The 15141-nt window shown below is 64.6% G+C and carries 17 protein-coding genes and 1 pseudogene; 10 read left to right on the top strand and 8 right to left on the bottom strand.

Translation table 11 applies throughout. From position 1 onward, the window contains the following. The first annotated feature begins 144 nt into the window (after window positions 1-144). The 3 genes from OIE68_RS11655 (at window position 145) to OIE68_RS11645 (ending at window position 3235) form a co-directional block, all read left to right on the top strand. Complete coding sequence (locus tag OIE68_RS11655; RefSeq protein WP_040690364.1) at window positions 145-315, top strand: hypothetical protein; 171 nt, start codon at window positions 145-147, stop codon at window positions 313-315. A gap of 84 nt (window positions 316-399) precedes the next feature. Continuing rightward, window positions 400-2682 carry a molybdopterin guanine dinucleotide-containing S/N-oxide reductase gene (locus OIE68_RS11650; RefSeq protein WP_327099394.1) on the top strand — a complete coding sequence of 761 codons (2283 nt, stop codon included), beginning with the start codon at window positions 400-402 and terminating at the stop codon, window positions 2680-2682. A 76-nt stretch (window positions 2683-2758) separates the two neighbouring features. Beyond that, on the top strand, window positions 2759-3235 hold the full coding sequence (locus OIE68_RS11645; RefSeq protein ID WP_327099393.1) for a nitroreductase family deazaflavin-dependent oxidoreductase: 477 nt from the start codon (window positions 2759-2761) through the stop codon (window positions 3233-3235). A gap of 2 nt (window positions 3236-3237) precedes the next feature. Here the strand turns inward: OIE68_RS11645 and OIE68_RS11640 are convergent, their stop codons facing one another. Both OIE68_RS11640 and OIE68_RS11635 read right to left on the bottom strand, forming a co-directional pair. After that, window positions 3238-3498 carry a hypothetical protein gene (locus tag OIE68_RS11640; protein WP_327099392.1) on the bottom strand — a complete coding sequence of 87 codons (261 nt, stop codon included), beginning with the start codon at window positions 3496-3498 and terminating at the stop codon, window positions 3238-3240. A 53-nt stretch (window positions 3499-3551) separates the two neighbouring features. Further along, a complete protein-coding gene (locus OIE68_RS11635; protein ID WP_327099391.1) occupies window positions 3552-4190 on the bottom strand; it encodes an MspA family porin in 639 nt (212 codons plus the stop codon). A gap of 121 nt (window positions 4191-4311) precedes the next feature. Between OIE68_RS11635 and OIE68_RS11630 the strand changes: the two genes are divergently transcribed. Further along, a complete protein-coding gene (locus OIE68_RS11630) occupies window positions 4312-5703 on the top strand; it encodes an amidase (protein WP_327099390.1) in 1392 nt (463 codons plus the stop codon). Window positions 5704-5709: 6 nt separating this feature from the next. Here OIE68_RS11630 and OIE68_RS11625 read toward each other — a convergent pair whose 3' ends face one another. Continuing rightward, on the bottom strand, window positions 5710-6303 hold the full coding sequence (locus OIE68_RS11625) for a DUF402 domain-containing protein (protein ID WP_327099389.1): 594 nt from the start codon (window positions 6301-6303) through the stop codon (window positions 5710-5712). Window positions 6304-6607: 304 nt separating this feature from the next. Here OIE68_RS11625 and OIE68_RS11620 point away from each other — a divergent pair, with 304 nt between their 5' ends. The 6 genes and pseudogenes from OIE68_RS11620 to OIE68_RS11595 form a co-directional block, all read left to right on the top strand. Further along, window positions 6608-7363 (top strand): hypothetical protein, encoded by a 756-nt coding sequence (locus tag OIE68_RS11620; RefSeq protein ID WP_327099388.1) that lies wholly within the window; start codon window positions 6608-6610, stop codon window positions 7361-7363. Further along, window positions 7360-8205 carry a hypothetical protein gene (locus tag OIE68_RS11615; protein WP_327099387.1) on the top strand — a complete coding sequence of 282 codons (846 nt, stop codon included), beginning with the start codon at window positions 7360-7362 and terminating at the stop codon, window positions 8203-8205. Before OIE68_RS11620 ends, OIE68_RS11615 begins: the two co-directional genes overlap by 4 nt. Further along, window positions 8202-8816: a cytochrome c oxidase subunit 3 gene (locus OIE68_RS11610; RefSeq protein WP_419150696.1), complete on the top strand. Its 615-nt coding sequence runs from the start codon at window positions 8202-8204 to the stop codon at window positions 8814-8816. The genes OIE68_RS11615 and OIE68_RS11610 overlap by 4 nt, the downstream gene beginning before the upstream one ends. 4 nt (window positions 8817-8820) lie before the next feature. After that, window positions 8821-9120, top strand: a complete 300-nt coding sequence (locus tag OIE68_RS11605; RefSeq protein WP_327099386.1) for a cytochrome C oxidase subunit IV family protein — start codon at window positions 8821-8823, stop codon at window positions 9118-9120. A gap of 83 nt (window positions 9121-9203) precedes the next feature. Next, complete coding sequence (locus OIE68_RS11600) at window positions 9204-9788, top strand: helix-turn-helix domain-containing protein (RefSeq protein ID WP_327099385.1); 585 nt, start codon at window positions 9204-9206, stop codon at window positions 9786-9788. A 10-nt stretch (window positions 9789-9798) separates the two neighbouring features. Next, window positions 9799-10040, top strand: a pseudogene (locus OIE68_RS11595) (ABC transporter ATP-binding protein); the annotation flags it as partial. A gap of 72 nt (window positions 10041-10112) precedes the next feature. Here OIE68_RS11595 and OIE68_RS11590 read toward each other — a convergent pair. The 5 genes from OIE68_RS11590 to OIE68_RS11570 form a co-directional block, all read right to left on the bottom strand. Next, the gene (locus OIE68_RS11590; protein ID WP_327099384.1) at window positions 10113-11579 is read right to left on the bottom strand and encodes an alpha/beta fold hydrolase; all 1467 of its coding nucleotides are present in this window, start codon (window positions 11577-11579) and stop codon (window positions 10113-10115) included. A gap of 471 nt (window positions 11580-12050) precedes the next feature. Then, entirely contained in the window at window positions 12051-12359 is a 309-nt protein-coding gene (locus tag OIE68_RS11585; RefSeq protein WP_327099383.1) for a hypothetical protein, read from the bottom strand. Between the two features lie 32 nt (window positions 12360-12391). Further along, the gene (locus OIE68_RS11580) at window positions 12392-13600 is read right to left on the bottom strand and encodes a site-specific integrase (protein WP_327099382.1); all 1209 of its coding nucleotides are present in this window, start codon (window positions 13598-13600) and stop codon (window positions 12392-12394) included. Between the two features lie 120 nt (window positions 13601-13720). Further along, window positions 13721-14497 (bottom strand): ABC transporter permease, encoded by a 777-nt coding sequence (locus OIE68_RS11575; RefSeq protein ID WP_327099381.1) that lies wholly within the window; start codon window positions 14495-14497, stop codon window positions 13721-13723. Continuing rightward, a complete protein-coding gene (locus tag OIE68_RS11570; RefSeq protein WP_327099380.1) occupies window positions 14494-15141 on the bottom strand; it encodes an ABC transporter ATP-binding protein in 648 nt (215 codons plus the stop codon). The genes OIE68_RS11575 and OIE68_RS11570 overlap by 4 nt, the downstream gene beginning before the upstream one ends.

The raw sequence follows: 15141 nt of genomic DNA, 5'->3' as shown, positions 1-15141 counted from the left end.
GGTCGGGCGGTGCACTGCCCGACCGCGCATCAATTGGCGAGTCGATGCGCGGTCTTGTGCCTGCTAGGGGATCAGCGGATGATCGTAGAGGTAACGATTTCTGGTCGGGGGCATCTTCATCGTCGATCAGTCAGGAACGTCCTAATGACCACCAGAATTGCCTCGGCGATCGCCGCGATCGCCATCACCGTCTCTGTTGGCGCTCTTGCCGCTCCTACGGCATCGGCGGAACCGGTTACACCTACGCTCGGTTCGGTCGTTTTCTGCTTCAACGTCCCGCTGGGTCCCTTCTTCAGCTTCAGCATCTGCATCTGAGATTGCCGGGCGGGCAAAAGCCGCGGACCAGCGCGGCGTTCATAACAAAGTGAACCTGTCGGTGGGCCGGGCTACCGTGGGGTGATGGCCGCGCATCTGACGCACTGGGGAGTGTTCGAAGCCGAGAGCGATGGGCAGCGGTTGACCGCAGTGCGTCCATGGCGCGGGGATCCGGAACCGACGGCATTGATCGAGAATGTGGCCTCGGCACAACATCATCCGACGCGGATCGATCAGCCTTATGTACGGCAGGGGTGGTTGGAGCACGGGCCGGGTGCGGCTGGGCGCGGCGATGAGCCGTTTGTTCCGGTGTCGTGGGAGACCGTGGTGGAGTTGGTTTCCGGTGAGTTGAATCGGGTTTACGGCGAGTACGGCGCGGAAGCCGTGTACGGCGGGTCGTACGGGTGGTCGAGTGCGGGGCGATTTCATCACGCGCAGAGTCAGGTGCATCGGTTTCTGAACTGTCTCGGCGGTTATGTCCGGAGTGTGCACAGCTACAGTCTTGGGACCTCGCAGGTGTTGTTGCCGCATGTAATCGGCTCGATGGGGCTGTTCGAGGGGCACGCGACCGCGAAGAGCGTGCTTGTCGAACACACGGAGTTGGTGGTGGCTTTCGGTGGGCTGTCGCCGAAGAACTCCGTGGTGTCGCCAGGTGGTGTGTCGCGGCACAACACCAGGACCTGGATCGCGGCGGCGCGGGCGCGCGGCTGCCGATTTGTATCGATCAGCCCGCTGCGCGATGACATTCCGGCGGAGGCCGCGGCCGAGTGGATCGCACTGCGGCCAAGCAGCGATGCGGCGCTGATGCTGGCGCTGGCCCAGGTGTTGGATGCGGATGGGTTGGCGGACAAGGATTTTCTGGATCGGTTCACGGTCGGGTACGAACGGTTCATCGGTTATGTGCGTGGCGAATCCGATGGCGTCGTCAAGGATCCCGCGTGGGCGGAACGGATCACCGGGTTGTCGGCCGGGCGGATCCGTTCGTTGGCGCGGGAGATGGCTGCCGCGCGCACGATGATCAATGTGAGCTGGTCATTGCAGCGTGCCGAGCACGGTGTGCAACCGCTGTGGCTCGGGGTGGTGCTTGCGGCGATGCTGGGCCAGATCGGTCTGCCGGGTGGGGGATTCGGGCACAGTTACGGGTCTTGCGCTCATGTCGGTGAACCAGCGCGCGGACAGTCGGTGCCGAGGTTCCCGCAGGGCGGCAATGGTGTTTCGACGTTCATTCCGGTTGCCAGAATCGCCGATATGCTGCTGAATCCGGGGGAGCCCTTCGATTTCAACGGTATGCGACTGGTGTATCCGGATATCAAGTTGGTGTACTGGTGCGGCGGGAATCCCTTTCATCACCACCAGGATCTGGCCCGACTGCACACGGCGTTCACCCGGCCGCAGACGGTGGTCGTGCACGATGCGTTCTGGACCGCCACCGCGCGCCACGCCGATGTAGTGCTCCCGGCGACCATGAGCATCGAACGCGACGATTTCGGCTCCGGGCAGAACGATCACGAGTTCTTCCCGATGAAGGCGCTCACCCGGCCGCACGGGCGGTCCCGTGACGACTACGCGATCTTCGCGGAACTGGCCGAACACATCGGTGTCGGCAAGGAATTCACCGAGGGACGCACCGTCGAGGAATGGTTGCGGCATCTGTACCAGCAATGGCGCGCTGGGCTCGACGATCCGGCGGTGCCGGAGTTCGACGAGTTCTGGGACAGCGAGTCGTTCACGGTCGCGGTGCCCGATCCGGAGCAGGTGCTGTTCGCAGATTTCCGTGCGGATCCGGAGCGCTTCCCGCTGACCACACCCAGCGGCAAGATCGAGATCTTTTCCGAAACGATCGACGGGTTCGGCTATGCCGATACCCCGGGCCACCCGGTCTGGTTGGAACCGGAGGAATGGCTGGGCGCCGCGACACGATTCCCGCTGCAGCTCGTCGCGAATCAGCCGCGCACCAAACTGCACAGTCAGCTCGATGTCGGCGCGCACAGTCAGTCGGTGAAAATCGGTGGGCGGGAACCGGTGCGGTTACATCCCGACGATGCCGCGGCACGAGGTCTGCGAGACGGGGATATCGTGCGGATCTTCAACGATCGCGGAAGCTGCCTGGCCGGGCTGGTCGTCGACGACGCGGTCCGGCCGCAGGTCGCGCAGCTGTCGACGGGCGCCTGGTATGACCCGGATCCGGCCGACCCCACCTTCTGTCGGCACGGCAACCCGAATGTGCTCACCGCGGACCGTCCCGCATCGACCCTGAGTCAGAGCTGCGCCGGACAGTTGGCGCTGGTCGAGATCGAGCCGTACGACGGTGAGCTACCGGATGTGGCCGTTGTTCGGCCCCCGGCCACGGTCGAGCGCGTTTCGTGATGGCGCGGGTGAGGCTGGTCTCAACGGGCGGTCCCGGCTGTGGTCCGATTTCGGATTTCTGTCAGGATTTCGAACTATGGTGTCGAATCCGTTGCCCGCGGTAGCTCGCCGAATCGCGCAGAAACGCTGGGTCATGCGCACGGCGCCGATAGTGATGCGGCTGGAACGGTTTGTGCGGCGGGTCAGCCGTGGTCGGCGCGGCGTGCTCGATCTGGCGGGTTTGCCGTCGATCGAGCTCACCGTCGCGGGCCGCAAAACCGGGATCCCGCGCACCACATCGTTGCTGTATGTGCCGCGCGGTGACGACTTGCTGCTGGTGGGCTCCAACTGGGGCAGCCCCAAGCATCCGGTGTGGTCGGCAAACCTGCGGGCGGCGGACACCGCCATTGTCCGGCGGAAAGGTGACCGGTTCGAGGTGACCGTCAGCGAGGTCACCGGTATGGACCGCAAACGGGCCTGGGATCTGGCGGTCGAGTTCTGGCCGGGCTACGAAATGGAATGTGAGCTGTCCGGCGGGCGCACCTTCCGCATTTTCGAATTGCGCCGCAGCTGAATTCACTCCGCGGCAGGCACGATCGGCGCGCCCGGATGCGGGACCGGCACTGGTGGGGTCAATGCGGCGGCGGGCGAACCCGGCTTGGCGGGTGGCGGCGGTAGGGCCGGTGTGAGCAGTGGCGGTGCGGCCGGTGCGGGAACGATGCCCCGAGTCTTGTCGGGGGTCGGTTCGGGGCAGTCGGGGGCATCGGATTCGCCGCAGGTGGCGGGCATGATCGGCGCCGCATGGGTGACGGTCGACAGCGCACTCGTGGCGATCATAAGGACTGCGGCTCCGACCAGGACGGCTCGGCGGGATGCGAGGGGCATGGCGATCACAACCAGATCGGATCGCCGTACACCGCGACCGAATTGTCGGCGGTATCGGTGGAAGTGGTCGCGATCACATACGAGCGCAGGCTGACCGGCCCCATACAGGCATCGATTTTGATCTGGACCTGATCGGTGGTGATCGAACCATGCGGTCCGGCAAGGGCTTTGGTGCCGAACGGGATGGTGGTGATCGTGCCCGGTTTGAAGGTGGTGGATACGCTGGGCAGTGCCGCGGCCCCGATGCCGACGCTCAGCCCGGGAGTCGGCGCGACCATTACGTTGACGTTCGGTCCGACCGACGCCGCGAGCCCGAGCGAGATGCCGTTGGAAACATCGATCTGGCAACCGATTTGGTAACCCAGCGTGAGCGTGCCGGAGTTGACCGATACACCGCCCGCACCGGTGATATCGGCGGCCGCGCGCACACTGACGAAGCCCTCTCGAGTGAAAGCGGTCTCGGCGAGATTGGGAACCCGATCGAGGTTTTCGGCGGTTTTCGTGACCGTGAGCTGCCAGCCGTCCTCGGTGGTGACCGTGCGGGACTGATCCGGCAGTGCATCCGCCGAAGCCGTTTGTGCTGGAACGAAACTCAGCACACCTGCGGCCAGTAGGCATAGCGGGACGCCGGTCGAGCCATTCATATTGTCGATCTCCTCGCTTACGTTGCAGTCGAACGATATCCGACGCCGTGCGGGACCTCCGTCGACAGGTCGCTTGTCCAAAACGGTGCGTGGTCGGTATCGCAGCGCGCAGAATCCGGATATGCGATTCCATGCCTTCAGCGACGATGTGCTTGCCGACCACGATGCGGTGACGATTGCGAAACTGGTGCGTCGAGGCGAAATCGGCGCAGCCGAGGTCGCCGAGGCGGCGCGAGCGAGGGCCGCGCAGGTCGATCCGACATTGCGCGCCCTTGTGGTCTCGGCGGAATCCGCACTGTCGGCGGGTGATCCGGATGCGCCGCTGTTCGGTGTGCCGACGTATGTCAAGGACAACACCGATGTGCGCGGTCTGCCGACCAATCACGGCACCGCGGCGTTCGTCGGGCGGCCCGCCGCCGAGGACGGGCCGTATGCGAAACAGTTTCTGAGCACCGGGATGTCGGTGCTGGGCAAGAGTCGGCTACCGGAGTTCGGTTTGAACGCGAGCACCGAATTCGCCGCGGCCGAGCCGACGCGCAATCCCTGGCATACGGACTATTCACCGGGTGCGTCATCGGGTGGTGCGGCCGCACTGGTGGCCGCGGGTGTGGTGCCGATCGCGCACGGCAATGACGGTGGCGGGTCGATTCGGATTCCGGCCGCGTGTTGTGGTCTGGTCGGGTTGAAGCCGAGCCGAGGGCGGCATGTCGACGGTCCGCAGGCGCGGTCGATGCCGATCAATCTGGTTTCCGAAGGTGTGCTCACCCGATCGGTGCGCGATACCGCAACGTATTTCGCTGCGGCCGAACGTCATTGGCGCAATCCGAAGTTGCCGCCGGTCGGTCTGGTCGAGGGGCCGGCGCGGCGACGGCTGCGGATCGGGGTGATCGCCGATTCCATCACCGGTAACGAAACCTGCCCGCAGACCCGGGCCGTCCTCGACGACACCGTCGCGCTGCTGGAGAAGATGGGTCATGAGGTACTTCCGATCACGCTGCCGGTCTCGCCACGCTTCGTCGACGACTTCACCACCTACTGGGGACTCTTGGCGTTCCTGATCGAGGCGGGCGGGAAGTTCGCGATCGATCCGCGGTTCCAGCCGGGTGATCTGGATGCGTTCACGCACGGACTCGGAGCGCTGTATCGCAAGTCCATGGCGCGAACACCCGCCATCCTCTACCGCCTTTCACAAGTGCGTCGCGCCTACGCGGGCATGTTCCGCGACCACGAACTGATCCTCTCGCCGGTCCTGGTCCACACCACTCCGCAACTCGGCCACCTGAACCCGACCGTCCCGTTCGGCGAACTCTTCGCGCGCCTCATCTCCTGGGTCGCCTTCACCCCGTTGAACAATGTCGCAGGCACGCCCGCAATCTCACTGCCCATGGGCGCCTCGAGCGAAAGCCTCCCGATCGGCATGCAATTCTCCGCCGCCCACGGCGACGAACGCTCCTTACTCGAAATCGCCTTCGCCCTCGAATCCGAACGCCCCTGGCGGCGCATCCAGGACTGATTTCGGCTACCCGGGAATCGCGCGCCAATCCTCGCCGAAGGGCCCGGCCCGGCGCGCGACCATATCCAGGGCTTGTTCGCGCGCGCCGTCGATCGCGCGCTGCCACTGCTCGGGCACCAGCTCCAGCCGAATGGCGAGTGCGTATTCGTCCTCGTCCTTCCAGTGATAGCTCAGATCCGGTTCGACAATGAGATCCAGGTGCAGATCACTGGTGTCGACGCCGTCGGCGGTCCGCGTGAACGGCAACTGGAAATTGACGTACCACCACAGGAATTCGCCTCGCTCGTTCCACATCGGGGCAATCGCGAAATAGCGATCCGCATACATGATCGCCAGCCGCGTGGTGTGCTGCCACACCCACGGTCCCATCTCCCACGCCCGGCGCGCATACGCCTCCAGCAACCGCCCGCGCGCCCCCCGATCGCCCTCCCGCATGGACCTGATCCACAACTCCGGCCCCATCCCCTCGGTTCCCGGCGTCAGCAACACCCGTAACTCATCGCCCCGATCCGCCACCACTCGCTGCGGCCACTCGGTGAATGGCCGCTCGAAGATCATGTCCCGCACCACAATCGTCCGACCCACAGTGAAAGGCGTCACCGTGCCAGCCTAGTTCGCCGAGCCGCCCACACGCTCCCTGTGGGCCTTGGTGATTCGGTCGGCGTCGGTGCACCGAGTCCCCTCGCTGCCGGTCATGTCGGAGGTGATCACCCATTGACTGAGGCTAGACGATCGTCTAGCCTCATTTTTCGAGTAGAGATCCGTTAACGACGCTTAACCTACGTTCCCGTCGATCTCGCAAAGCCGGGAGCGTATTTATCGCATGCTTCCGATCCATTGAACATGTGCCGGTTTCGGCCTGCCCATTTCGGAATGCCCGCGATTCACGAGAGGGAGTCAACCTATGAGGCGCACTGATGGTGAGTTGATTCTGTTCTGGTCATTGCCGGTGATGGCAGTGCTGTGGATTTCGGCATTCTTTCTGTTCCCGGGTTTCGTGCATCCGATGTCACCGGCGATGTCGGCGCAGCAGGTCGCCGATTTCTATCGTGACCCAGGTAATCTCACGCGCATCCGGTACAGCATGATCATGTTCAACTGGTTCGGCATCTGCCTCATACCCGTGGTGATGCTGCTGGTGATCCAGATGCGGAAAATGGCGCACCGGACACCGATCTACTCCTATTGCATGCTGGCATGCGCTGCCGGTGGGCCCGCGATATTCCTGTGCGCCAACCTGTTCTGGCTGCTGGCGGCGTTCCGCCCGGACCGGCCCGCGGAGCTGACACAATTATTCAACGATCTCGCGTGGGTGACATTCACGGTGCAGGTGCCGTATCTCATCATGCAGAGCCTGCTGCTGGCGCTGGCGATCTACACCGATCAGCAACCCCGCCCGGTCTTTTCGACCTGGGTGGCTCATTTCAATGTCGTCATCGCGATAGCGCTCGCGCCCGCGACGTTTACCGGGTTGGCGCTCACCGGTGCGATGGCCTGGAACGGGCTTTTCCCGTTCTGGGTCAAGAACATCGCCATCGCGGTCTGGATCGTGGTGATGGGCGTGGTCATCGGCAGGCAGGTCTACCAGCGGCGCGCCGAAGATACCGGCGCCGAAGACCCGGTCACCGATCAGCGTGTCTCCGACGAGGTGACGGCATGAGCGCACCGGCCATACCGACCGAAACCCCGATTACCGTGCCGCCACTTCCGAATTCGCTGTTGGCACGGTTCGCGTGGCACTACCGCCACAACCCCAAACGTGAACTCTGGTTCGCGTGGTGGGTGACGGTGATCTTCTACCAGCTCTACACCGTCGCCTACTTCATCCTCTCGCGCACCCAACCGCCACCGCATCCGGGATGGGACGCCGACCGGGTCGTGCGCTGGTTCCACGACCACCACTGGGGCATCCTGATCGGCTTCGGCCTCATCCTGCTCGTCACCGGCATGACCGCACAGCAGAACGCGCTCATCGCCTATTCGATGCGCCGCATGTCGGTCAGTCGCGCATTCGCCTACTCCTACCTCGTGCTCTACGCGCTGGCCGCGATCCCCGGCATGGTGCTGATGTGCATCGTGCTGACCGTGGGCGCCATGCGCCCCGAGCGCGACCCCGAGCTGCAATACTGGCTCTACGACCTCGGGTTCCTATCGTTCACCGGAACAATGGGCGTATTCCTGATCGGAACCCTGATCTGGATGATCGCGATACTCCTGGACAAGAATCGCGTATTCCCGAAATGGTTCGCCTACCTCAACCTCTGCAACGCCCTCACCGAAATCGTCGTCGCGCCCGCATGGATCTTCAAACGTGGTGTCTTCGCCTGGAACGGCGCGATCGCGTTCTGGATCAACATGGTCGTCTTCGGTGTCTACACCGTCGTCTTCATCACCCTGCTCGAGCAGTTGATCGAACGCGAAGATTTCGGCACCGGCCCGCTACCCGACTCGGTGGCCGAACAACACCCCGCACCGACCGATCCGGTGAGGACCCCCGCATGACCAACCTTGCCGGTACCAGCACTACCGAACAATCCCCGGACCAGCACACCACGGATAAACCGGCGCGCCACCTTCCCGGTCAGCCGGATATGTGGGCCTTCGTTCTGTTCGAAACCCTGATATTCACCGCCTATTTCGTCGTCTACCTGATCGCGCGAATCCGCGACCAGGACAGCTACCTGCACGAACAAGCGCAGCTCGAGCTGGGTTTCGGGATCTTCAACACCATCGTGATTCTGAGTAGCTCCTGGTCGGTGGCCCGCTGCGTCCAATCCGCCCGGGCCGGCCGCTACCGCCCGGCCCTCGTCAACGCCGTGCTCACGCTGTCGTTCGGAGTGGTATTCCTGGCTTCGAAGATCGTCGAATGGCACCGGGAATTGCGGTTGGGCAACGGATTCACCACCAGTGACTTCTTCAGCCACTACTTCTTCCTCACCGGAATCCACGGCGCTCATGTCCTGATCGGCATCGTCGTGATGAGCGTGGTGATCCACGAAATCCGAAGCCCCGCACGACGGTCACAGCAGCTCATCGAGACCGGTGCCACCTACTGGCACACCGTCGATTTCCTGTGGGTCCTGATCTTTTCCCTGCTCTATGTCGTGAGGTGACCGGGTGCAATCAGTATTCAACAGCAGACTGTTCGCGGTATGGCTGCTGCTGTCGGGCTTGACGCTGACCTACCTGCTTATCGACCACTCCGCCGACAACGACGGAACCGTCACCGCTAGTAGGGTGGCCACCGTCGCCGCCATTGCCATCGCCATCGTCAAGGTGCGCATCATCTTCCGGGAATTCATGGAGGTCGGACACGCACCCGCCATCTTGTGCCGCCTCACCGATCTGTGGATCGTGATCATGTCGGTGAGCCTGCTCGGGACCTACCTCGTCGGTATCTGGCTCGTCGGCACATGAACCAGGACCCGCGACCAGCCGCCCGTCCCACATCCGGATAGGTGATGACGGATACCACTGATCACCCGTCTACCCTCGACAGGGTGTCCACCGGCGTCCCACCTGCGAGCAGTTTGCAACGGAAGCGATCCGAGGCGCAGCATCGGACCCTCGATGCCGCCCTGGAACTGTTCGCCCGACACGGCGTCAGCGGCACCTCGTTCCAGATGATCGGCGACGCGCTCGGGGTCACCAAAGCAGCCGTCTACCACCAGTTCAAGGTCAAGGAAGACCTCGTCATCGCCGTCACCGAACGAGAACTCGCCGGCCTCGAACCAACCCTCGACGCCGCCGAAGCCGAACCCGACAGCGCCCACGCCCGAGACATGCTCCTCGACCGCGTCATCGACCTCGCCATCCGCGACCGCGGCCTCGTCGGCACACTCCAATTCGACCCCGTCATCGTCCGGCTCCTCGCCGAACACAAACCCTTCCTGGACTTCCTCACCCGGCTGTTCACCGTGATGGCAGGCGACAACACCACCGACACCCGCGTACCGACAGTCATGCTCTCCGGCTCCATCGCAGTCGCCGTCATGCACCCGCTCCTCGCCGATATGGACCCCGAAACCCTACGCGCCGAAATCACGAAAACTGCCCGCAGAATCTTGAACAACGGCCCGCACTGAACACCTCGGTGCCCGGCCGCGGGTGGTGATCCTAGACGAGGCGTCGCTGGACTCGACTTCGGAAGCCGCCGTGCAGGAGGCGCTCGCGGAAGCGCTGGACGGTCGGACCGCCCCTGGTGATCGCACACCGCCTGTCCACGATTCGCGCGGCCGATCCAGATCCTGGTGCTCGAGGACGGTCGAATCGTGGGGCGCGGCACCCACACTCAGTTGTTGGCCGCCGACGGCCGGTATGCGGAGTTGTACCGCACCTCGCCGAGGAAACCGTCACGGTCGCCGCTTGACCGATCCGCTGGTCCGATCATCCTGGGGCAGTGGTGCGAGCTAGGGCGTGGAATGATCCGCGTAGCAGGTGATGTCGGTATCCGGCATGGTTCCCACGCTGAAGTATGTGTTGATCGCATGGTTTACGCAGCCGCTGAGTTCGGGCCGGAATGTCATGTGGATACGGACATCCTGCAGCGTCACCATCCGCGACTCGGACATGTCCTGATGCAATCGGACGCCATGGGCATAGGGAGTTCGGGGATCTCCCGTCGCCTGCAGGATGAGCGCGGGCACCGAATTCCGGACGACAGTCGGAGGCTCGACCGGGCGAGGCCAGAAGGCGCACGGCTGGATGTTGTTCGCCAGCGCGCCGAAAACCGGCTGCGTGGCACGAGTCTCTTCGATGTTGCGCCAGTACCAGGTCGGATCAATCGGTGCTCCGACATCGCCGCAGGCGATCTGTGCAAGCACCGAATTCTCATTGTCGCGCAGCGCCTCCACGATGGCACGAAGCCGGGGTGTTCGCGATGTAGTGGGCGGACCACCCGCGGCATCGGCGATCTCCCGCACAGTGGCGGCCATTGCTTCGTTCAGCCGGAAGTTCATCAGCAATCCATGCAGGATGAACGGAAGCCAGTGATCGTCAATGGCAAACCCATCGATGACAATCGGTTGGCGCGCGGCTATACGAACGAGGTCCTCGATCTTCGCCCGCACCTGCTGCGGAGTCGTACCGAGCCGGAATTCGTCATCCCGACCGGAAACCCAGCCGGCCCAGTCGTCCAGCGCGATCTCGTCTGCCGGACCCCAATCCTGAACCAAGCCCTCCCAATACCGGTCCGGGTCGATCGCACTATCGAGCACGACGCGGTCAATCGTATCGGGGAACATCTGCGTGAACACGGCCCCGAGGTAGGTGCCGTAGGAGACGCCATAGAAGTTGGCCTTCTCCTCACCCAGGGCGCCTCGCACAATGTCCATGTCACGCGCGGTGTTGCGAGTGGTGAACTGCCTCAGCTTGTTCGGATCACGAATCAGGCAGGTCGCGGCCATCCCCGCGGACTGAACGGTGTCGTGCACGAATCCCAGCGGATCCAGACCCGCCGACCGAATCATCTCGCCTACCGGCCACCCGCACCGTGGACTCCGACCGGATTCGCCGACTCCGCGCGGATCCATGCCGATCAGGTCGTAACTCGCCAAGACCTCCGGCGAGAGCACATCACCGAGCAGATCGAGACTGTCCAGCCCCTCCCCACCGGGACCGCCCGGATTGGACAGCAGAATTCCCCGCCGCTGCACCGGATCGCCGGCCTTCACCCGTGAAATCGCCACGGTCATCGTGCGATCGTCGGGATTCCCGTAGTCGAGCGGCACGAGTACATCCGCACACTCACCACCGGCCTTGTCGATATTCTCGACGCCGCAAGGTTTCCACTCGAGCTGTTGGTGATAGAACCGGTCCAACCCGATCGGGTGCGCGTCGTCCACCAGGTCCGCCTGGCTGTATGCCGGCACAGCCATCAGCAGGGACACCGCCACTACAGACATCGAACGCCAGAACAGGTTCACCGACAACTGACTTCGCCTCTCGACATGAGGGATCACGCAGGTTGGTGCGACGTGAACCGTAGCCGATACGGGGGTTCGGTTGTGGTAACCCACACCCACTCAGGGTGAGTCGAGCATTTCGGCGCGCATCGAGTCCGTCCAGCACGCGGTCCAACCCGTAGTGGAATTTCCGCGCACATCTGCGCCGGGTCCCTGTCCCAATCGGCCTCCAGCCGGGTAGGCACTCCGAAATCGGCTACCGCCGTGCGGGTTGCGCTGCGATCAGCCACTTTCGCGATCGCGGCCCAGACGAACACAGCGCCCCCCGAGCCGCGCACCTCACACCACATAGCCGATCACCGAGACTTTGCTGCCTAGATCTCGCTGACGCGTACCAGAGATGTTCAACTGGTCGCCTTCGATGTGCTGGACCTCGACGGATGGTCAGCGATGGGGCTGCCCTATGTGAATCGGCGCGTAGCGCTGGCCGAGTTGGGGCTTGCGGGCGCGCTGGTGCTGACTCCTCCGTACTGGACCGATGTCGAGGCGACGACGATGCTGGAGGGAGCCGCGAGCACGCTCTCGAGGGAACTGCTCGACATCCTCCCGCAGACGCGGGCCGCCGATGTAGGCCCCGACCTCCGGTTCGGTCCGTAGCTCGATGAGCCTTTCCCGATCGGTGTCGCGCGCCTTGCGCAGCAGAACCCGATCCGCTGCGATCTGGACGGCGGACAGCATCGGCAACTCGTTCATGTGTCCCTCCCTTGTCGATCAGCGTGCACGCCCTAAAGGCCGAGTTTGGTGACGGCGTTGTCCTCCAACGGGTTTGCGGTGCGAATGTAATTGTGCACGGTGCGGGGGTTGGACCATCGGCCCTGTCGCATGATCTCGCGGTCGCTGGCCCCGCCGAGGGCGGCCTGGGTGGCGAATCCGGCGCGCAGTGAGTGTCCGGAGAAGAGGTCCGGATCGAGTCCGGCGCGTGCGGCATAGCGTTTGACGAGTTCGGCGATGGCGCGGCCGGACATGGCGGCGGCGGCGATGCTGCCGTGCCGGGTAATGGTGGGAAACAGTGGGAGGGTGTCGTTTTCGGCGAGTGCGGTGCCCTGGTAGCCGTGGCAGCGGTGGATATCCGGAGATGGGGAAGTTGCCTCGGCGAGCCAGGCGCGGATATCCCCGTGCGCGTGATGCACCTCGAGCAACTGGATCCAATCGGCGAAGGCGCAGACCGGGCAGGTGTGCGGGCGCTGGCCGCGGGGGAGTGCGACGCGCTGTTCCGCGATGCCGGTGGGGTCGGTTTTGGTGGTCGGAAGTTGCACGAGCAGCAGCGGTTCACCGGTGCCGTGGTCGAGATCGACTCGCACATCGGCGATCCGCAATCCGGCGAGTTCGCTGCGGCGCAATGCCCCCGCGAATCCGACGAGCAATGCCAGCGCGTCGCGGCTGCGCGCGGGCTCGGTGGGCCAGCCCGGCTCCGGCAGCCCTGCGAGCAGTTGTTCGAGGGTGTGCAACAGGACGGGGCGTTTGCGTTTCGGCTGCGTGCGGCGGGTCCGGCGGATACCGCGCAAAGTCAGTCGAACGACATCGGAGCGCGTGGGCGAGGGTAATCCGTTGGCGGCGTGCACCGCCGCGATGGCCGCTGACTTGCGTTCGAGCGTGGCCGCACTGAACGCCCACCGCTGCGACCCATCGTCACTGTGACGCAACGCATCCGCGGCCGCCGCCAGGTATACCGCGACGTCGAGCGAATCCGCAGGCAACGCCTGCCGCCCCTCCGCCGCACACCATCCGGCCCACGCGATCCAATCGGTTCGGTACGCCCGCAACGTATTCGCCGACTGCGACGCCTCCAGATAGCGCCGCAACGCCCCGGCCTGCTCATCATCGAATCGCTCCCGCACCAACCGCAGCGCCACGGTATCGACCAGCACACTGCGCACGCCGCGCCGCAACTCCGTGCGCACCGACTCCGGCACCGCGACCACCGCATCGCCCACCCGCTCGCTCCCATCCACCCGGCCGGACCGGCCTACCGCCGACGACCAAGACTATGCGCTCGCCGGCGATTTCCGACCCGCCGCAGCGACTCGGCGATTCCGGTGTGCTCGCAACACGGGTCAGTCGGGAAGTGGCACCAGTCGTTGGGCATCGTCGAACAGATAGGACTCGGCGACACGTGCCGCGGTGAGCGCGGCCAGAGCGGTGGCCGCGAGCAGCATGTACATGACCACGATCTGATAGCGAATGGCGGTGAGTGGGTCGACACCGGCGAGGATGAGGCCGGTCATGGCGCCGGGCAGGCTGATCAGTCCGACGACCTTGGTCGCGTCGATCGTAGGGATCAGCGCGGTGCGCAGTGCGGACCGCCGGTGTGGCAGGAAAGCCTCGCGCGCCGAAAGACCCAGGCACAGGCGGGCTTCGATGGCGGGACGCACATTGCGAGCATCCTCGCGCAGTCGACGCAGTGCGATACCGGTGGCCTGCATGGCGGCGGAGACGATCATGCCGCCGACCGGGACGACCACGCGAGCCTGCGTGGAAATCACACCGAGCAGAATGAGAGCGCCGAGGGTGATGGCCGACCCGGTGCCGACCCCGATGGTCGCGGCTCGGCGCGCCCGCGGCACACCCTGGCCACGTCGGCCCGCCACCTGCCCGGCGATCAGCACCATCAAGACGACCCAGGCGAGCGCACCCGGTAATCCGGTGTGCCGGAACAGGATCAGCAAAATGGCGCCGACCGCGACCAACTGGGCTCCGGCGCGGGTGGCGGCGATGAGTAGCTCGCGAGTCAGATGCAATCGCTGACGGTAGGCGATCGCGGCGGCCAGTGCGACGAGCACCAGCGAGGTCGCCACACCCGGCCAGCCGGGTACGGAAAGCTGTTCTGTCACTGAGGTTTCCGTTCATCGCCGGGCGACAAATGCCCGTGTTGCAGTGTCCAGGTGTCGTCGGCCACATCGGTCACGAAGACGGTGTCGTGGCTGACCAGGATGACACCGCCGCCGGACGCGGCATGTTCGCGAATGAGAGTTGCCACCGCTGCAGCGGATTCCGCGTCGAGTGCGGAGGTCGGTTCGTCGAGTAACAGCACCTCGGGTTCGACGGCCAGCGCCCGCGCCAGACACACCCGCTGCGCTTGACCGCCGGACAATTCGAGACAGCGCCGATCACGGAAGCCCGGTAACCCCACCCGGGCGAGCAGCGTATCGATGCGATCGGATGCGAGATCGGCACGGCCGACCCGGATCTCATCGGCGACGAAATCGGTGAGCAGTGTCGGTCGCTGTGGCACCAACCCGATGCGGCGGCGCAGGTCCGGCGCGGGGAACCGGGTGATCGGGATGTCATCGAGCAGGATTTTGCCGCCACTCGGCTCGTCCAGCCGGTTGAGCAGCCGCAGCAGCGTGGTTTTGCCGGTCCCGCTCGGCCCGACCACCGCGGTGCACCGACCTCCCGGAAACGTCACGGAGATGTCGGTGAGTATCGACGTTTCACCGTGGCTCGCACTGACCCGATCCAGACTGATGTTCGGCAC

It is taken from the genome of Nocardia vinacea (assembly GCF_035920345.1).
GTDB classification, from domain to species: domain Bacteria; phylum Actinomycetota; class Actinomycetes; order Mycobacteriales; family Mycobacteriaceae; genus Nocardia; species Nocardia vinacea_A.
The sequence above is the reverse complement of the archived record's forward strand: the minus strand, read 5'-3'. Positions and strand labels throughout refer to the sequence as shown.